Origin of the sequence: Streptomyces sp. P3 (assembly GCF_003032475.1) — a bacterium.
GTDB lineage: Bacteria > Actinomycetota > Actinomycetes > Streptomycetales > Streptomycetaceae > Streptomyces.
Map to the genome: position 1 here is coordinate 2411775 of NZ_CP028369.1, position 18497 is coordinate 2430271.

The 18497-nt window shown below is 71.7% G+C and carries 16 protein-coding genes, 2 tRNA genes and 1 riboswitch; of the genes, 11 read left to right on the forward strand and 7 right to left on the reverse strand.

All coding sequences use genetic code 11. From position 1 onward, the window contains the following. Window positions 1–23: 23 nt before the first annotated feature. From C6376_RS10835 to C6376_RS10850, 4 genes are all read left to right on the forward strand, one after another. Entirely contained in the window at window positions 24–1577 is a 1554-nt protein-coding gene (locus C6376_RS10835) for an amino acid permease (RefSeq protein ID WP_107443225.1), read from the forward strand. A gap of 100 nt (window positions 1578–1677) precedes the next feature. Beyond that, window positions 1678–1750: transfer RNA gene (locus C6376_RS10840), tRNA-Lys, on the forward strand. Window positions 1751–2431: 681 nt separating this feature from the next. Next, entirely contained in the window at window positions 2432–2989 is a 558-nt protein-coding gene (locus C6376_RS10845) for a hypothetical protein (protein WP_107443226.1), read from the forward strand. Window positions 2990–3061: 72 nt separating this feature from the next. Next, window positions 3062–3511, forward strand: a complete 450-nt coding sequence (locus C6376_RS10850) for an HIT family protein (RefSeq protein ID WP_107443227.1) — start codon at window positions 3062–3064, stop codon at window positions 3509–3511. On the opposite strand, the gene C6376_RS10855 is transcribed toward C6376_RS10850, so the two are convergent. Then, window positions 3505–3816, reverse strand: coding sequence for a GntR family transcriptional regulator (locus C6376_RS10855; RefSeq protein WP_319596551.1), 312 nt, complete (start codon window positions 3814–3816; stop codon window positions 3505–3507). The genes C6376_RS10850 and C6376_RS10855 overlap by 7 nt on opposite strands. Window positions 3817–3975: 159 nt before the next feature. On the opposite strand from C6376_RS10855, the gene C6376_RS10860 reads away from it, so the two are divergent. Both C6376_RS10860 and C6376_RS10865 read left to right on the forward strand, forming a co-directional pair. Then, on the forward strand, window positions 3976–4323 hold the full coding sequence (locus C6376_RS10860) for a hypothetical protein (RefSeq protein WP_107443229.1): 348 nt from the start codon (window positions 3976–3978) through the stop codon (window positions 4321–4323). Next, entirely contained in the window at window positions 4323–4643 is a 321-nt protein-coding gene (locus C6376_RS10865) for a hypothetical protein (protein ID WP_107443230.1), read from the forward strand. Before C6376_RS10860 ends, C6376_RS10865 begins: the two co-directional genes overlap by 1 nt. On the opposite strand, the gene ribA is transcribed toward C6376_RS10865, so the two are convergent. Next, window positions 4630–5271: a GTP cyclohydrolase II gene (gene ribA / locus C6376_RS10870; protein ID WP_107443231.1), complete on the reverse strand. Its 642-nt coding sequence runs from the start codon at window positions 5269–5271 to the stop codon at window positions 4630–4632. The two genes, C6376_RS10865 and ribA, sit on opposite strands and share 14 nt — an antisense overlap. Before the next feature lie 134 nt (window positions 5272–5405). Further along, window positions 5406–5948: a MarR family winged helix-turn-helix transcriptional regulator gene (locus tag C6376_RS10875; RefSeq protein ID WP_107443232.1), complete on the reverse strand. Its 543-nt coding sequence runs from the start codon at window positions 5946–5948 to the stop codon at window positions 5406–5408. A gap of 111 nt (window positions 5949–6059) precedes the next feature. Here C6376_RS10875 and C6376_RS10880 point away from each other — a divergent pair, with 111 nt between their 5' ends. The 4 genes from C6376_RS10880 to C6376_RS10895 all read left to right on the forward strand — a co-directional run bounded on the left by C6376_RS10880 (window position 6060) and on the right by C6376_RS10895 (window position 9971). Further along, window positions 6060–7187, forward strand: coding sequence for a dihydrofolate reductase family protein (locus C6376_RS10880; RefSeq protein ID WP_107443233.1), 1128 nt, complete (start codon window positions 6060–6062; stop codon window positions 7185–7187). A gap of 71 nt (window positions 7188–7258) precedes the next feature. Continuing rightward, window positions 7259–7332 (forward strand) — tRNA-Met (locus C6376_RS10885). Window positions 7333–7647: 315 nt separating this feature from the next. Continuing rightward, window positions 7648–7814, forward strand: a riboswitch (cyclic di-AMP (ydaO/yuaA leader). 9 nt (window positions 7815–7823) lie between these two features. Next, entirely contained in the window at window positions 7824–8864 is a 1041-nt protein-coding gene (locus C6376_RS10890; protein ID WP_107443234.1) for a M23 family metallopeptidase, read from the forward strand. Between the two features lie 162 nt (window positions 8865–9026). Beyond that, window positions 9027–9971 (forward strand): aldo/keto reductase, encoded by a 945-nt coding sequence (locus tag C6376_RS10895; protein ID WP_107443235.1) that lies wholly within the window; start codon window positions 9027–9029, stop codon window positions 9969–9971. A 75-nt stretch (window positions 9972–10046) separates the two neighbouring features. On the opposite strand, the gene C6376_RS10900 is transcribed toward C6376_RS10895, so the two are convergent. The 4 genes from C6376_RS10900 to C6376_RS10915 form a co-directional block, all read right to left on the reverse strand. Beyond that, a complete protein-coding gene (locus C6376_RS10900; protein ID WP_107443236.1) occupies window positions 10047–11504 on the reverse strand; it encodes a PrsW family glutamic-type intramembrane protease in 1458 nt (485 codons plus the stop codon). Window positions 11505–11625: 121 nt separating this feature from the next. Then, window positions 11626–12471 (reverse strand): tRNA (guanosine(46)-N7)-methyltransferase TrmB, encoded by an 846-nt coding sequence (gene trmB, locus C6376_RS10905; protein ID WP_107443237.1) that lies wholly within the window; start codon window positions 12469–12471, stop codon window positions 11626–11628. Between the two features lie 215 nt (window positions 12472–12686). Further along, the gene (gene lhgO / locus C6376_RS10910; RefSeq protein WP_254076362.1) at window positions 12687–13904 is read right to left on the reverse strand and encodes an L-2-hydroxyglutarate oxidase; all 1218 of its coding nucleotides are present in this window, start codon (window positions 13902–13904) and stop codon (window positions 12687–12689) included. A gap of 208 nt (window positions 13905–14112) precedes the next feature. Further along, window positions 14113–15537, reverse strand: a complete 1425-nt coding sequence (locus C6376_RS10915) for an MFS transporter (RefSeq protein WP_107443239.1) — start codon at window positions 15535–15537, stop codon at window positions 14113–14115. A gap of 705 nt (window positions 15538–16242) precedes the next feature. Here C6376_RS10915 and C6376_RS10920 point away from each other — a divergent pair. Further along, window positions 16243–18363, forward strand: a complete 2121-nt coding sequence (locus C6376_RS10920; RefSeq protein WP_107443240.1) for an asparagine synthase-related protein — start codon at window positions 16243–16245, stop codon at window positions 18361–18363. The last annotated feature ends 134 nt before the right edge of the window (window positions 18364–18497 follow it).

An 18497-nucleotide genomic window follows, 5' to 3' on the forward strand; every position in this document is an offset into this window, starting at 1 on the left:
TCGGTGTGGGAATTGCTGGGGGCATGACAGATGACGGCACAGTGGGCGGCGGCTCCTCCGGGAACCTCTCGGACGAAGAGCGGCTGGCCCAGCTCGGCTACACCCAGGTTCTCGCCCGCCGCATGTCGGCGTTCTCCAACTACGCGGTCTCCTTCACGATCATCTCGGTCCTGTCGGGCTGCCTGACGCTGTACCTGTTCGGCATGAACACCGGCGGCCCGGCGGTGATCACCTGGGGCTGGGTGGCCGTCGGCCTCATGACGCTGTTCGTCGGCCTGTCGATGGCGGAGATCTGCTCGGCGTACCCGACGTCGGCCGGCCTGTACTTCTGGGCGCACCGGCTGGCGCCCCCGCGCTCGGCCGCGGCCTGGGCCTGGTTCACCGGCTGGTTCAACGTGCTCGGGCAGGTCGCGGTGACCGCCGGCATCGACTTCGGCGCCGCCTCCTTCCTCGGCGCGTACCTGAACCTCCAGTTCGACTTCGAGGTGACGCCCGGCCGGACGGTCCTGCTCTTCGCCGCCATCCTGCTGCTGCACGGTCTGCTGAACACCTTCGGCGTCCGCATCGTCGCCCTCCTCAACAGCGTGAGCGTGTGGTGGCACGTGCTCGGCGTGGGCGTCATCGTGGGCGCGCTGGCCTTCGTCCCCGACAAGCACCAGTCGACGTCCTTCGTGTTCGGCGAGTTCGTCAACAACACGGGCTGGGGCAGCGGGGTGTACGTCGTCCTGCTCGGCCTGCTGATGGCCCAGTACACCTTCACCGGCTACGACGCCTCCGCCCACATGACGGAGGAGACGCACGACGCGGCGACGGCCGGGCCCAAGGGCATCGTGCAGTCCATCTGGACCTCGTGGATCGCCGGCTTCGTCCTGCTCCTCGGCTTCACGTACGCCATCCAGTCCTACGACGCCGCCCTCGCCTCGCCGACCGGCGCGCCGCCCGCCCAGATCCTGCTCGACGCGCTCGGCGCGACCGCCGGCAAGCTGCTGCTGCTCGTCGTCATCGGCGCCCAGCTGTTCTGCGGGATGGCGTCGGTGACCGCCAACAGCCGCATGATCTACGCCTTCTCGCGCGACGGGGCGCTGCCCTTCTCCCACGTCTGGCACACCGTCAGCCCGCGCACCCGTACGCCCGTCGCGGCGGTCTGGCTGGCGGCCGGCGGCGCGCTGGTGCTGGGCCTGCCCTACCTGATCAACGTGACCGCGTACGCGGCCGTGACCTCCATCGCCGTCATCGGCCTCTACATCGCGTACGTCATCCCGACGCTGCTGCGCATCCGCAAGGGCGACGCCTTCGCGCGCGGCCCGTGGCACCTGGGCCGCTGGTCGAAGGCGATCGGCGTGGTGTCGGTCGCCTGGGTGGCCGTCATCACCGTCCTGTTCATGCTGCCCCAGGTCTCCCCGGTCACCTGGGAGACGTTCAACTACGCCCCGATCGCCGTCCTCGTCGTCCTGGGCTTCGCGGGCGGGTGGTGGCAGCTCTCGGCGCGTGACTGGTTCCTCAACCCCGAGCACGAGAAGACCCTCGCCAGGGAGACGGCACGGGCGGGCACGTCCGGCAAACTGCCCAACCCGTGACGGATCCCCGCCGCTCCCCGTCCTGCGACGCGGCCGTGTCCCCGATACCCGATCGGCGACACGGCCGCCTCCCGCTATGCTCGGGGAGGCAACATCACCGGGGCCCTTAGCTCAATTGGCAGAGCAGTGGACTTTTAATCCATTGGTTGTGGGTTCGAGTCCCACAGGGCCTACCGGTGCAGGAGAGGGTTCACCCCTCTGACCTGCTACGCAGCGCCTGAGTCGGCTTCGGTCGGCTCGGGCGCTGTGGCGTTTTCGGGGTTCTGCGTGAGCGATGCGTGAGCGGATGTTCAGGGTTGCACACCGGGAGAGGTCTGCGCGGCAGTTGGTCGAGGGTCTACGTGGCTGCCGACACGCCGGTGACCACGCGCTTCCGCGGGGCCCACTGGATCTACGGTATGAGCGCGAGACGCAGAGAGCCCGGAAGGGTTCAAGGGACGCGGGCTTTGTGGTCGCGCAGTTCGGAGATGGTCGTGCTGTCGAGCGCGATCGTGTTTACGAACAGACAAGCCGTGACTTTCGGAAGGACCAGTACAACAACCGGGTGGCGCGCAACTTCGTCGCGAGCAGTTACAAACCGGTACTGGATGCGCTACTACAACAGCCGCGGCTACCTCTTCCAGTACTTGTACAGCGCCGGCAGCTGGCTCTACAGCCACGGGTACCTGGCCGGGTGATCCCGGGCCTGCCTAGGACGCTTCCGTCCCGTGACAGGTTGAGCCGCAACCGGGTGCCGGGGCCGGTCCTTTCGTGAGGCCGGCCCCGGCACCGCTGTACCGCCTCCGTATTCGCTCCGACCCCTGCTCTCCCCACCAGACCGTGAAACCCGCCCGCCCACGCCCTCGGGAGACCTCATGCCGCTCAGGACGCACCCCACCCGGCCGACCGCCCTGCTCCTGGCCGGTGCTCTGATGACCGCCGGCCTGACCGGCTGCTCCGCGCTGTCCCCGTTCAACACCTGTGACGACACCGCGGCGCGGCTGAAGGAACTGCGCTCCCAGTCGATCCTCAGCTCCACCCCCGAAGGGGCGACCGCTCCCAAGGGGTTCGAATCGGTTGACTCGGGCTGCATCGACGACAGTGGCGACGCCTGGCTGTACGCCGAACGCATCTACGCCTTCCCCGGCTCCCGACAGAAGGTCGTCGACTTCTACCGCACCACCGCCAAGGCGGACGGCTGGCGCCTACGGCCCGATCCCGTGAACCCGGACGTCGCTGACACCGAGGGCGGACTGTGCTTCACCAGGGGCGGGGACGGTGACGCCCTCCTGTTGACCTTGCGGTTCACCACCGCCCGTCAGTTGAAGATCGAGCACGGTTACGACGCCGGGCCGGAGTTCGACTCGGGCTCCGGATTCGGGATAGAGGTCGGCTCCGAGACGGACGGGGCGAAGACCGGCTGCTGGGACTGAGGTTCTCCAGGGATGCAGCGGCCCTTGGTGGAGCCGGACCTGTCGCACGGACGGGTTCTACGCTCTCGGTTCATGACGACTCCCGACTGCTACACCTGCAGCAAGGAAGACGAGTTCGACGACCTTCCACCGCGCGAGTGCGTCGTGCACGACCAGCACTGGCGGGTGGCCCACTCCTTCAACGCGGCGGTCCCCGGCTGGCTGGTGCTGCTGCCCCGGAGACATGTCACCGCCGTCCACGACCTCACCGATGCCGAGGCATCCGCCCTGGGGATGTGGCAGGTCAAGCTTTCCCGGGCGCTTCGGGTGGTGACGGGTTGCGCGAAGACCTACGTCGTCCAGTTCGCCGAGGCCGAAGGCTTCGCGCACGTGCACTTCCACATCGTGCCGCGCATGGCCGACCTGCGGCCGGAACACCGGGGGCCGGGCGTCTTCGAGCTGCTCCGGCGGCCAGAGGCGGAGTGGGTGACACCCGACCAGGCAGACCAGGTGGCCCGTCTTCTGCGGGCTCAACTTCATTGACGGTCGACCGGTACGTCCTCTTCGGTCTCCTCGGGGGCGTCACCGGGCGGCTGCTCGACGACGAAGGAGCCCTTGCCGCGGACTGTGACGATCAGCCCGCGCTCGCGGAGTTCCTGGGCGGCCCGCCGTGCGGTGAGCCGAGCAACGCCGTACTCCTCGGCGAGGTGGTTCTCCGAGGGGATCGGCCTGTCCGGAGCCAGCTGACCAGTGGCGATCTTCTTGGCGATGACGTCGGCCAGCTGCACGTAGAGGGGCCGCGCGCTCATCGGGTCCAGGGCCGCGTCCGACTCTTCTGTATCGCTCATTTGTCCAACGTAGAGCGGCAGTGATGTGCACGATCGTGTGGATCCCTCTGTACTTGTATGTAGAGGGCTGCAGAGCGGTGTAGCTTCCAGGATGGAAAGACCCCGGCGAGGTGAGCTAGACCTCCCGGGGCGTGGCCAACGCTACAAAGGAGCGTCGACATGCATGACCTTATCCGTCGCACCCTCGAGTGGGTGCGCCTTCTCCTCGCGCCCGGCACCGGGAAACGGCGTCGCACCCACCGTCAACGGCCCCGGCTCTGCCTGCACTTCACCGCCGTACGGCACGAATCCGCACCAGTGGGGCCGCACCTTCCCCTGCACCGTTCCCCGTACGGGCTCGTCGGCTCACTCGACGGCGCGGAGTCCGTTCTCGTGCGCCCCTACCTCGCCGCGCACGACCGGGAGGCCGCGCTCCAGCAGCGTCGTCGGCTCGCCCTCGTCCTGGCCACCGACTTCGGGGTCGACCTGGACGGGCACCTGATCGGCGCGCGGGAGGTGGCCGCGTGATGACACCGGCGTTCTCCTCGCCCCCCAGGCTCCTGCCCTGGTCGTCCCCCGACGGCAAACCCTGTTACCTGGTGACGGACGACCGGGGCAGCCGTCTCTCGCGTCTCGCCGACGAGTTGGAGGCCACACAGCTCGCCCTGGCCGTCGACGTGCTCGGCCTCGCCCGCCCGTTGCTGGACGACCCCGTGTCGCCGTACACCGAGGTGCGTTACGCGGGCCTTCGGCTCGCAGAGTGCCTGAGAGACGCCCTGCGCGTCGCGGAGTCCCGGGGCATGCGCCTGCCCGCGCCGGAGGCCGACGGCGTCGTCAGACCGCGCTGAGGCCGGTGAGGGAGGCCAGCGGCAGCGTGTGCTGGGTCTGCAGAACCTTCGCGCGCAGGTAGCGGACGTTGTGCGGGGTGGTGAAGACGCCGGTCGGCACGCGGTCCTGGACGTCGATGTCCAGATCCCGCAACTGCTCTGCCTTGTCGGGGTTGTTGGACAGCAGGTCCAGGCTCGTGATGCCGAGGGCGCGCAGCATCTGCGCGGCCGACGTGTAGTCACGGTCGTCCTCGGGCAGGCCGAGCGCGGCGTTCGCCTCGTAGGTGTCGAGGCCCTGGTCCTGGAGGGCGTACGCGTCGAGCTTGTTGTAGAGGCCGATGCCGCGGCCCTCCTGGCGGAGGTAGAGCAGGACGCCGCCGGTCGCCGCTATCCGCTCGACCGCCTCGCGCAGCTGGGGGCCGCAGTCGCAGCGGGCGGAGCCGAAGGCGTCGCCGGTCAGGCACTCGGAGTGCAGCCGGACCAGCGGGACCGAGCCCGGGGCCGGCTCGCCGAGGACGACGGCGACGTGCTCCTGACCGTCGACGAGTCCGTGGAAGGTGACCAGCTCGGCGTCGACGGAGTAGCCGTCGTGGAAGCGGAGCGGAACCCGGACGCGGGCGCGCTGGGTGGCGGCGGGGGTGTCGGGCATGAGGGGCTCCCGGGTCCGGAGGGCGGTTGTCAGGGCGATACTGGGCCGGTCTTTGCTTCAGATTTGAAGCAAGTCCGACGAAACGAGACCCTACCCCATGCTTTAAATTTGAAGCAACTGGTTTGTGGCGCGGCTCACGAGGCCCCGGAGGCCCCCGGCGTCCCGGAGCAGGGCGTCGAACGCCGCCGCCACGGGAGCTCCTCGGCTCCGGCCTCGCCGCCCGCGTCCTCCTGGAAACCCTGGACGACCTGCGTGAAGATCTCCGCCAGCTGTCCCACCTGCTCGGGGGTGAGCCGGTCGAACAGGCCGGCGCGGACCGTCTCGACGTGGCCGGGCGCGAGGTTCTCCAGGATCGCCATGCCCTCGTCCGTCAGGACCGCGACGGTGCCGCGCTTGTCCCACCGGCACTCCTCGCGCCGCACCAGCCCGTCCTTCTCCAGCCGGGACACCGCGTAGGTCAGCCTGCTACGGGTGATCTTCAGCTGCTCCGCGAGCTCGGTCATCCGCAGCCGTCGCTCCGGGGTCTCCGAGAGATTGGCGAGAATGGAGTAGTACAGGTGGGGCATGCCGGCCTCCTGCTGGAGCTGCCGGTCGATCGCGTCCTCCAGCAGGAGGTAGCCCGCAACATAGGCGCGCCAGGCGCGCTGCTCCTCGGGGGTGAGCCAGCGAGTCGTCATGCACCCAGTGTAGGTTGTTTCAAACTTGAACCAAGACCCCGCCGATCGAGACCCTGACAATCAAGACCCCCCAGCCAAGACCGCCGTCGGACCGAGCCCGGGAGCACGTCGATGCCGTACCCGTACGTCCTGCTGTCCGCCGCCGTCTCCCTCGACGGCTTCCTGGACGACACCACGCCCGAACGCCTGCTGCTCTCCAGCCCCGCCGACTTCGACCGCGTCGACGCGGTACGGGCCTCCGTGGACGCCATCCTCATCGGCGCCGGAACCATCCGCGCCGACAACCCCCGGCTCCTGGTGAACTCCCCCGAGCGCCGCGCCGCCCGGGTCGCCGCCGGCCGGCCGGCCTACCCGCTCAAGGTCACCGTCAGCGGCTCCGGTGACCTCGACCCGGCGGCGAACTTCTGGCACACGGGCGGCGAGAAGGCCGTGTACACGACCGAGAAGGGCGCCGAACGGGCCCGCGCGCTCGGCATCGCCGCGGACGTCGTCCCGCTCGGCCCCGAGCTGGACTGGCGCCGCCTCCTCACACACCTCCACGACGAGCTCGGCGTCCGGCGCCTCATGGTCGAAGGCGGCGGAACCGTCCACACCCAGCTGCTCCAGCAGGGGCTCGCCGACGAACTCCAGCTCGTCCTCGCCCCGCTGTTCGTGGGCGACCCCGACGCGCCCCGCCTCTTCGGGCCGGGCGGCTACCAGGGCGGACGGCTGCGGCTGGTGGAGACACGGCGCATCGAGGACGTCGTCCTGCACCGCTACGAGCCCACCGCCCCCGGCGCCGGACCGCTCGCCGCCGCGGCCGACCGGCACTGGCTGGCCCTCGCCTGCGAGCTGGCCGCCCAGTGCCCGCCCTCCGGCACGGCGTTCAGCGTCGGCGCGGTGATCGTGGCCGCCGACGGGACGGAGTTGGCCCGCGGGCACTCCCGCGAGGGAGGCGACCCGGTCGTGCACGCCGAGGAGGCGGCGCTCGCGAAGCTCGACCCCGCCGACCCCAGGCTGGCCGCCGCCACCGTCTACAGCAGCCTCGAGCCCTGCGCCCGCCGCTCCTCCCGCCCCGCCCCGTGCGCCCGCCTCATCCTGGACGCCGGCGTGCGCCGGGTGGTCACGGCGTGGCGCGAGCCCGACACCTTCGTGACGGCGGCGGACGGGACCGGCATGCTGGCGGCCTCGGGCGTCGACGTCCTTGTGCTGCCGGAGTACGAGGAGCGGGCGAAGGCCCCGAACCGGCACCTGGTGTGAGGCCCCGGCCGGGCCGCGACAAAGCCTGGTGCTGGGCGTCCCCCGGATGACGTACACTGGAGTCACAACGACGCGGGGTGGAGCAGCTCGGTAGCTCGCTGGGCTCATAACCCAGAGGTCGCAGGTTCAAATCCTGTCCCCGCTACTGAAGGCCGAGGGCCGGAATCCGAAAGGGTTCCGGCCCTCGGTGCGTTCGTCTCCATGGCGTGTCCACGCCCCTTCGTGACCCTTCGTGACCGGGTGGCCGCCCTGTGCGCCGTGCCTGGGCGGCCGCGTCTACGCGTGTGACTGGTGAGGCGCCCGGAACGAGGGTCAACTCGCCCGTTTTTCACCGCTGCTGGCCAGAAAGTCCAGGCCGGAATTGTTGTTGATCAAGAAGAACGGCTTGGAAACGCACCCCCGGGTCTATTAACGTTCGATAACGCAGCGCGGCCGTCCCAGCCGACACAAGAGTCGGCTCCGTGCGCACGCGCCGAATCCCGCAAGGGAACCGGGGAACCACCACCTTGGGGTGAATCACGCGGAAGCCTCCGTGAACTCGCAGAGTCCACGGCCGGTATACGCGCGTAGGAGACCTTCCGACTCCGAACCCGTCAGCTAACCCGGTAGGCGACGGAAGGAAAGGAGCGCGCCCGCGTGGCGTCCAACCCGCCTGCCCCCGAGGCCCCGTACGCGCCGGTCCAGCCCCCCACCGAGACCTTCGGCTACGGCGGCTACCGCACCGACGAGGGCCCCTGGGAGGAGTGGAACCCCACCGCGGAGTCCATTCGCCCGGTACGCGGCAAGCACCGCGTCGCCAAGCAGCGCGGCGGCGGATTCGCCCGCAGCTCCACCGTCCTCGGCGTCGGCGTCATCGCCGCCGTCAGCGCGGGCGGGATGGCCAGCGCCAACACCGGCAAGGCCCCGGTCTCCATCTCCATGCCGGACCTGCCGGGCGTGGGCTCGCTGATCTCCGACGACAAGCCCGCCCCGGAAGCCGCGCCCGCCCTGGCGAGCTTCGGCTCCGAGGCCGCCTTCGACACCGACGCCGACACCGACGTCGACCAGAGCGTCGCCGACGCCGGCGAGGCCCTGCGCAGCCGGATCATGGCCCAGGCCGAGTCGCAGAAGACCCAGGTCGAGGTCAAGGCCGCCGCCGCGGCCGCCAAGGCGAAGGCCGACGCCGTCGTCAAGGCCGAGAAGGAGGCGCTGGCCAAGGCCGCCGCCGCGAAGAAGAAGGCCGCCGAGGAGGCCGCCGCCAAGGTCGAGGCCGCGCGTCTTGCCGAGCTGGCCAAGCAGTACACGCTGCCGACCTCCTCGTACACCATCACCTCGACCTTCGGCCAGGCCGGCTCCCTCTGGTCCTCCGGCTACCACACGGGTCTGGACTTCGCCGCGCCGACGGGCACGCTCATCAAGGCCGTCCACAGCGGCACCATCACCGAGGCCGGCTGGGCCGGTTCCTACGGCTACCGCACCATCCTCACCCTGGACGACGGCACCGAGCTCTGGTTCTGCCACCAGTCGTCGATCAGCGTCAGCGTCGGCCAGAAGGTCGCCACCGGTGACGTGATCGGCCGCGTGGGCGCCACCGGGAACGTCACCGGAGCCCACCTCCACCTCGAGGTCCACGCGAACGGCGACGCCGACGGCATCGACCCGGCGGCCTGGCTGCGCAGCAAGGGCCTCAACCCCTGAGCCGTCCCTCGAGGAGGCCTGAGCCGTCCCTCGAGGAGCTCTGAGGACCATCGAGCAACGGCAGCCCTGACGGCCACCCCCGACGTCAGGGCTGCCGCTTGTTCACCTGTTCTTCGTGTCACGCGAGGAATGGCGTGCCTGCCGCGTCCGTTGAGACGAAGCATGACTTCTCTGCGCACCCTCGGTTCCTCGGACCTCGAGATCTTCCCCCTCGCCCTCGGCGGCAACGTCTTCGGCTGGACCGCGGACGAGGCGGCCTCCTTCGCCGTCCTCGACGCCTACACGGCCGCGGGCGGCAACTTCGTCGACACCGCCGACTCCTACTCCGCGTGGGTCGAGGGCAACGGCGGCGGCGAGTCCGAGACCGTCATCGGCAGGTGGCTGAAGGCCCGCGGCAACCGCGACGACGTCGTGATCGCCACCAAGGTCAGCCAGCACCCCGACTTCCCCGGTCTGTCCGCGGACAACATCAAGGCCGCCGCCGACGCCTCCCTGCGCCGTCTCGGCACCGACCACATCGACCTCTACTACACGCACTTCGACAAGACCGAGGTGCCCGTCGAAGAGATCGTCGGCGCGCTCGACGAACTGGTGAGGGCGGGCAAGGTGCGGCACATAGCCGCCTCCAACATCTCGCCCGCACGCCTTCAGGAGTCCCTGGAGTTCTCCGACCGCGAGGGCCTCGCCCGGTACGTCGCCGTACAGCCCCACTACAACCTGGTCTCCCGCGACACCTACGAGGGCGGCCTCCAGGACCTCGCCGCCCGCTTCGGCCTCGCCGCCGTCCCGTACTTCGCGCTGGCCTCCGGCTTCCTCACCGGCAAGTACCGGCCCGGCACGACGGTCGAGAGCGCCCGCGCCGGCGGCGCCGCCAAGCACCTCGACACGGCCCGGGGCCGCAGCGTCCTCGCCGCGCTGGACGAGATCGCCCGCGCCCATGACGCCCAGGTCGCCACGGTCGCCCTGGCGTGGCTCGCCGCACAGCCGACGGTGGCCGCTCCGATCGCCTCCGCCCGCACGGCCGAGCAGCTCCCGGCGCTGATGGCGGTGGCCGACCTGGAACTGACCGAGGCGGAGGTCACCCGCCTGACCCAGGCATCGGCGTGACCTGACCGGCGCGTCCGGGCTGTCGGCCTGACCGGCTCGGCGCGTCCGGTGCGTCGGCCCGCGTGGGGCGTCCGGCTACTGGTGGGGGTTGGCCGCGGGGTGGGGGCCCGGCGGATACCCGTATCCGTGCCCGTGTCCGGGCGGGTTGCCGGGCTCGTACCCGTACCCGTACCCGGGTGTGTGGCCGTTCCGGTGGCCGTATCCGGGGGCGGGCGGCCGGCCGCCGTAGGTCGGGCTCTGGCCGTACGCCGGTCCTTGCCCGTATCCCGGGCCCGGGCCGTACGCCTGGCCCTGGCCGTACGCCGGGCCCTGGCCGTACCCGTACGTCCCGTACGTCGGCCAGGGCGGCGGGGGCATCCGCACCGGAGGGGCCGTCATGCGGGCCGCGTGGTCCAGGGCGGGCCGGGCGACGTCCTTGCGCCGCCACAGCTCGTTCAGCAACTCCCGTTCGCGGACCAGGAAATCGGCGCCTGCCCGCCCCTGCCGGCCGCGGTGGCGCAGGAACGCGAGGGATGTCGCGTACGCCTCGTACTGTGCCACGACACGGGCCGCGGGCCTGCCGAGGTGACGTCCGGCGTACACCCTGGCCAGCCGCCGGGCCCGCATCGAGCCGAGCGCGAACGGTTCGGCCGGCGCGATCCAGCCGGCGGCCGCGTAGACGGGCAGCTCCTCGCGCACCGTGCGCAGCTCGCGCTGGCGCGTCCACACCACCAGCCAGGTCAGCAGCCCGAACGCGGGCACCATGATCGCCGCGTACACCGCGAGGAACCCGAGTTCGCCGAACGACGAGGAGCCGTTCCACAGGGCGTGCATGCCCATCGCGAGGAGCAGCCCGGACAGCGGAAGCAGCACGCGCCGTGCGTGCCGGCGCTCCCCGGAGAGCGCGGCGACGCCGAAGCCGATGCCGGTCAGGACGGTGAACAGGGGGTGCGCGAACGGCGACATGACGACGCGCACGAAGAAGGTCGCGGCGGTGACGGAGGCGATGCCGCTGTCGCCCGTGAGCTGGTCGGTGCCGAAGGCGGTGCCGAGGTAGAGGATGTTCTCGGTGAAGGCGAAGCCGGTGGCGGTGATGCCGGCTATGACCACGCCGTCGACGATCCCGGTGAAGTCCCGCCTGCGGAAGAGGAAGACGAGCAGGACGGCCGCGGCCTTGGCGGACTCCTCGACGACCGGCGCTATGACGGTCGCGCCCAGGGTGTCCGCGCCGGACGGGTCCGCGGTCGCGGTGGCTATCCATCTGGTCGCGAAACTGTTGGCGATGATGGCTATGAGCGCCGCCGCGCACGCGCCCCAGGCGAAGGCGAAGAGCAGGTTCCGCCACGGGCCGGGTTCGACCCGGTCGAGCCACCGGAAGGCGGCGACGAGCAGCGGTACGGGCAGCACGGCGAGCCCCAGCCCCACGAGGAGGCCCTCGGTGCCGGTCTGTTCGCGGACCAGGGCGAGGATGACCAGCCCGGACAGGGCGAGCAGGGTGATCAGCGCGCCGTACCGGACCCACCTGTGCTGCCACCAGTGAGGCTGCCGGAGCACACCGCCCTCGGGCTCGCGGCCGGGGTGCGGCGGCTGCGGCGGACTGGGCGGAAACGGGGAACTGATGGCCACGGCATCGACCCTAACGAGGGAGGGGACTGTGGTGGAGGGAATTGTTCGGTCAGTGATCCCCGTGCTGGACGCGATGCTGTACGCGCCGGAACAGCAGATCGTTCACCACGTGACCCTTGTCCAGCCCCTGACCCTCGAAACGGGTCAGCGGCCGGAAGTCGGGCCGGGGCGCGAACCCGCCGTCGGCCCGGGTGTTCTCGAAGTCGGGGTGCGCGGTCAGCACCTCGAGCATCTGCTCCGCGTACGGCTCCCAGTCGGTCGCGCAGTGCACGAGCGCGCCGGGCTTCAGCCGTGTCGCCGCCAGGTCGAGGAACTCCGGCTGGATCAGCCGCCGCTTGTGGTGGCGCTTCTTGGGCCAGGGGTCGGGGAAGTAGACGCGCAGCCCGTCGAGCGAGTCCGCCGGCAGCATCTCGCGCAGCAGGATGATCGCGTCGCCGTTGGCGACCCGGACGTTGGTCAGCGCGTTGCGGTCGGCGAGGCTGAGCAGGTTGCCCTGACCGGGCGTGTGCACGTCCACCGCGAGGATGTCGGTGCCGGGGTCGGCGGCGGCCATCCGCGCGGTCGCCTCACCCATGCCGAAACCGATCTCCAGCACGACGGGACGCCCTCCTGCGCCGAACAACTCGGCGAGGTCCACCCCGCGCCCGTCGATGTCCAGCCCCCACTTGGCCCACAGCCGCTGCAGCGCGTCCGCCTGCCCGGCCGTCACCCGGCTGCGCCGGGGCTGGAAGCTGCGGATCCGCCGCTCGAAGTGTGAACCGGCGGGATCGGCCCGCGGCCCGTCGGGGAACCGCGGCTCCCCCTTGGCGCGGGTATGCCGAACAGCCTCCCCCGGGTGGTGCTCACCACGCGGGGAGGACGGGGGGACATCGGGAACGCTCACGGAATCAGCCACAGTGGGGTCGATTTTACGGGGCTGTCCACCGTCCCCCGCGCGAGCGCCCGGGGCCCCGGTGATCCACCCCGCTTCCCACGGGTACCCCGCCGGATCCCGGGCCGGTCACTCCCGACCGGGGTCGGTCGCCCCGGCCGCCGCGTTCCGCACGACATGCGGCTCCCTCAGACGTCGGTCAGGGGCACGTGTCGGTCAGGGCAACGCGTCGGTCAAGGTCACGTGTCGGCCAGGGCGCCCAAGGCTCTGCGGGCCACCTCGCGGCCGATCGGGAGGGAGGCCGTCGCCGCCGGTGAGGGGGCGTTCAGGACGTGGACCGTCCGTGGACCCTCCCGGATCAGGAAGTCGTCCACCAGGCCGCCGTCCCGCAGGACCGCCTGCGCACGGACGCCGGCCGTCGTCGGCACCAGGTCGTTCTCCTCCACCGCCGGAAGCATTCTTCGAACGGCGTCCACGAAGGCGCCCTTCGAGACCGACCGCCGCAGCTCACCGAGGCCGTACCGCCAGTGCCGGCGGCCCATCCGCCACACGCCCGGCCACGCCGCCGTCGCCACGGCCTCCCGGGGACTCACGACGCCCCAGCCGTATCCCTCCCGGGCCAGCGCCGGCACCGCGTTGGGCCCGACGTGCACCCCCCCGTCGATGCCCCTGGTCAGATGCACGCCGAGGAACGGGAAGGCCGGATCGGGCACGGGGTAGACCAGCCCGCGCACCAGCTCCGGCCGCGCCAGTTCGTAGTACTCGCCCCGGAACGGGACGATCCGCACCTCCGGCTCGTCGCCGGTCAGCCGGGCGATCTCGTCGCAGTACAGCCCGGCGCAGTTCACCAGCACCCGCGCCCGTACGACGTCACCGCGGGCGGTGAGCACGGCCACCCCGCGCTCCGGCCGTCGGTCGATCCGCACCACGCGCGCGCCGTACCGGATCTCCGCCCCGGACGCCTCACCCAGCTGCTGGGCGACGGCCGTGTAGTCGCAGACGCCGGTCGTCCGCACGTGTATGGCGGCGAGCCCCTGCACCTCGGGCTCGTACTCCGCGATCTGGGCGGCGCCCAGTTCCCGCACGGTGATGCCGTTCTCCCGGCCGCGCTGGACGAGCCCGTGCAGCCGGGGCAGCTCGGAGCGCTCGGTGGCGACGATCAGCTTGCCGGTGACGGCGTGGGCGATGCCGTACTCCGCGCAGAACTTCGTCATCTCCGCGGCACCGCGCACCGCGTACCGCGCCTTCAGGGTGCCCGGCCGGTAGTAGATCCCGCTGTGGATGACCCCGCTGTTGCGGCCGGTCTGGTGGCGGGCCACCCCCGGCTCCTTCTCCAGCACCGTGACCCGCGTGCCCGGCGCGGCCCGCGTGATCGCATACGCCGTGGCCAGCCCCACGATGCCGCCGCCGACCACGAGCACGTCACAGTCGTAATCGATCTTCGGCACGTGCACCACCTCCCGGCTTCGATAGTGCACTGCGCCACTGACAATCTCTTCAAACCCGACGCGGGCCGGTACTCCTCGGTAGCCCGGGAACTCGCGCGGCCGACCCCCACGCGCCCACGGATCAAATCGGCTGAAAGCGCCGGAAACGCACCGAGTGACCGTGACCGAAGTCACGGCCGGGCGCGACCGACCAGGACCCCCGCTCCGCGCGCAGCGCTCAGGCGGGGGTCATGAGTAACGGCCGCGCCCTCTCCCGCAGCTCCACCACCCGCGGCTCGTCGCCGTAGGGCTCCAGCCGGTGCAGCAGGTCCTTGACGTACTCCGTGGTCCGGGCGGACGAGATGCGGCCGGCCACCTCCACCGCCCGCACGCCCTGTTCGCAGGCCGCGTCGAGGTTGCCCGACTCCAGTTCGGCGACCGCCGAGACGACGAGCCGCAGTCCGTGCGAGCGCACGAACTCCTCCGTCGGCTGCGACAGCGCCTGCTCGGTGAATCTGCGTACCTGGCGCGGCGCCTTCAGGTCGCGGTAGCACTCGGCGGCGTCGGCGGCGAACCGGTCGTAGGAGTAGAAGCCCAGCCAGGACGGATCGTGGTCGCCGTCGCGGGACCGCTCCAGCCAGCCCTCGGACGCCTTCAGCGCCGCGCCGGCGGCATGCGCGTCCCCCGCGCGTGCGTGTGCGCGTGCCTCCACCAGCCGGAAGAAACTCATGGTGCGGGCGGTGGCCAGCCCCCGGTTGCGCTCCAGTGCCGCCTGCGCGAGGTCGACGCCCTCGTCGCCGAAGCCGCGGTAGGTCGCCTGGAGGGACATGGAGGCCAGGACGTAACCCCCGAGGGGCACGTCGGCCGCCGCGCGGGCCAGCCGTAGCGCCTGGATGTAGTACCGCTGCGCGGCCTCCTGCTGACCGGTGTCGAAGGCCATCCACCCGGCCAGTCGCGTCAGTTCGGCGCTGGCGCCGAACAGAGCCCGGCCGACCTCGTCGGAGTACGAGCCGAGCAGCAGCGGCGCCGCCTCCACCCGCAGGCACTCCGGGACCATCGACGAACGCCAGTCGCCGCCGCCGTACTTGGAGTCCCAGCGTCTGGCGTCCTCGGCGGCCTCTCGCAGCTTCTGCACGTCACTGTGGCCGACTTTGAGCGGTGCGCCGGACCCTTCCAGCAGATGTACGTCGCGGGCGACCGAACTGTCGGCCGGGGTTATCAGCCATCGTGAGGCGGGCGTTGCGTACGCGCTTACTGCGAACGATCCGGCCAGCGACTGCCAGATGCCTCCCGAGCCGGCCCGGCGGCCCGCGAGATCGAGGCGGTAGAGGTCGGTGGCCGAGCGCACGGCCTGGCCGACGTCCCTGGGGAAGGCGAGGCCCACCTCGGGAGCGGGATCCGCGTCCGCCAGGCCGATCTCGTGGAGTGGCACCGGACGGCCGAGCTTCTGACCGATGGCGGCCGCGATGAGGTGGGGCGCGGCACCCTGCGGCACCATGCCCTTCGACACCCAGCGCGCCACGGACGTCTTGTCGTAGCGAAGAGTCAACCCGCGTTGAGCGCCAAGGTCGTTGACGCGTCGGGCGAGTCCTGCGTTGCTGATTCCCGCGAGGGCGAGAACGGCGCCGAGTTTTTCGTTCGGCCCGCGTTGCTCCCTGGACATTGCGCCACCCCTCGACACAGACGGCTGCCGCGCTGGCATAACCATGCGGCATTCGTAAACCCAGCGTAGTTCGCCGCATCCCAAGCGTTAAGGGGCATTCTTCCGGTTGGCGGGATTGTGGTCGGTACGGAAGTGCGGGGCCAGGTACGGACCGTCGCGGCGTGCTCCCGCCCATGTGGCCGTGCGCCCGGCCGTGCGCTCTTCTCCGGCCATCGGGGGAGCGGTTCCATGGGTCGTGCGTGGGTCGGCCCGCTGTACTGGATCCAGTGGGCTGGGGGACACCGCCGCCTACATCCCCGCGGGTGGCGGAAGCGGTCCGGGAGGCGCCTTCCGCCTCCCGGACCGGCGCGGCTTTGCAAGGGCACGCGCGTGCACGGAGCGTTGCGGGAGCCTGCGCGAAAGGCCTCCAACACGGGCCACGGCCACGGGATTTGGCCGAAAATCGACCCTGGGTTCCGTGCGGGACAACGCCTCTCACCACGGAAATCGAGGGCGCACACGGCGTTCTGGGGGAGCGTACGGGGGCGCATTCACGTCGCAGACACCGGGGTGCGCACCAGCGCACCGGTCGGTGCCGACGTCTTCACACAGGCGCATTCCACCGATCGCGAGTGGCGTCGCCTCCGTCTGTGGCGCGTTCTTCGTGGCAGCATGGTGAACCGTTCTTGCGGTGCACTCGGTTGTCCACAGCCTGTGGAGGCGTCGATGCGGTGGTTGGTGGGATGGAGCAGCACCGCCGCGGGCACGTCGGGCGGGTCCGTCGGCTACGACGGCCGGCACGACGCCGATGCGGCGTACGGGGGCCAAGTCGGCTACGAGGGCGAGACGTTGCAGCCGGTCGGCTCCCATCTCTTGTGGGGCGACCCCGATCCGCTGTGGGCTGTCGGCGACTGGCGCCCCGACGAGGTGCGGGTGGTGTCCGCCGACGCGCAGAACCGGATCGCGGTGCTCGGCACGTGCGGCGCGACCGACGAGCAGCTGCGCGTCGGGCTGTCCGCCGCGCGCGGAGGGGCACTTCGGCATCTGACGGCCTGGCCGGGCAGCTACACGGCGATCGTGCGGGTCGGCCGGCGCCTCACCGTCTGCGGCGATCTGGCGGGCGTGCGCCCGGTGTTCCACACCCCCTGGGAGGGCGGCACCGCGTACGCCACGGCCGCGCTGCCGCTGGCCGATCTCGTCGAGGCCAACCTCGACTTCGGCCACCTGGCGGCCCTGCTCGCAGCTCCCGACGTACCCGCGGCCCTGCACGACTCCACTCCGTACGACGGTGTGCGACGTGTGCCGCCGGGGCACGCGCTGATCCTGCGCGCCGGGGCGCGCGAGATCGTCGGGTACGAGCCGGTGGCCTCGCTCGCCGTGGCGGCGCCGCCGGCCGACCCCGACAGCGCGGTCGACGCCGTGCGGGACGCGCTCGTCGAAGCGGTACGCGCGCGTCTGTCCGCGCCCCGCCACGTTCCCGACATCGATCCCGGCCCGGTGCCCGGCATGGGCCCCGCCGAACGGCGTGCCGCGCGCGGGATGCCGATGCCCGGCATCGGCGCCGACCTCTCCGGCGGACCGGCCTCCGGCACGCTGGCACTCCTCGCGGCGGGCCTGCCCGGCATGCCCGGCACGCTGCTCGGCCACGGCACCGGCGCGGGCGAGCGGCTGCTGGCCGTCACCTTCAACGACCTGGCCGTCGGCGGAGGCGAGGACGAACTGCAGCGGGCCGGCGCCCTCGCGGCAAGCCCCCGCCTGCACCACGTGGTGGCGGCGGGCGCCGAGGAGACCCTGCCGTACGCCGACATGGACGGTCCGCTGACCGACGAACCCGGCCCGAGCCTGGTCACGGTCGCCCGGCACCGCGCCCGGCTCGCGGCGGGCAGCGCGGACCACTTCACCGGCTACGGCGCCCGCCAGGTCCTGGACGCCCACCCGGCCCGCCTGGCCGACCTGCTGATGGACCGGAAACGCCGCCACCTCGTGCGGCCCATGGCCGCGCTCACCAAGGCCGACGGCTCCGTGCTCGTCCCCGCGCGCGTGTACGGCGCGGCCCGCCGGCTGGCCCGCACGCCGTACCGCGCGGGCGTGGAGGGTCTCGCCGAACGGCTGCTGCACCGCAGGTTCGGCTCCGACGACTCCGGCGGCGCGCTCGAAGCGTCCCTGGCGGCCCTGACGTGGGGCGGAGCAGGCCCCGCCGCACGCTGGCTGACAGGCGAGGCGCTCGCTGAAGTATCGGTTCGCCTGCAGAGTGCCGCGCACCGCACCGGCGTGGGACCCGGCCAGCGTCCGGGCGACTACCGCGCGCGTGCGGCCCTCACCCGGCACGCCATGGACCTGCGGGTTCTGGAACAGGCCGCGGAGATCCGCTCCCAGCGACTGCACGCGCCGTTCCTCGACAACCAGGTCGTCCGGGCCTGCCGGGCGCTCCCCGAGACCCTGCGCGTGCAACCCGGGGCGCGCGCCGCGATCCTGCGCACCGTCCTCAAGGGCGCGGGCGTCACCGACCTGCCGCCCGGCTGGGGCGCCCCCTCGCAGGCGTCCGCGTCCGCCGCCGCCCGGGCGGGTCTGCGCATGGCCATAGACCCGCTCCTCGGCCTCTTCGAGGCCCCGCTGCTCGCGGAAGCGGGGCTGATCGAGGCCCGGGTGGTCCGCAGGGCCCTGCGCGCGGCGGCGGCGGGCGAGCCCCTCCCGCTGGACGGCCTCGCCGACCTGATCTCGCTGGAGATCTGGCTGCGCCGGCTGCTCTCCCGCCGGGGCACCTGCTGGACCGGCACCCCGGCACGCGCGCGTGCGGTGCCCGCGGGCATCGCTCCTCAGAGGCGGGCGGTCTCCTCCGGAGGGTGACGGGCCGGTCTCCTCCGGGGGGTGACGGACGTTCTTCCTCGGGGGACGGGCGGTCTCCTCCGGAGGGACGACGAGTGCTGTCGCCGCACCTCGCCGGGCGCGGAGCCGCGAGGCGCGGGACGCTGTTGTCCTCG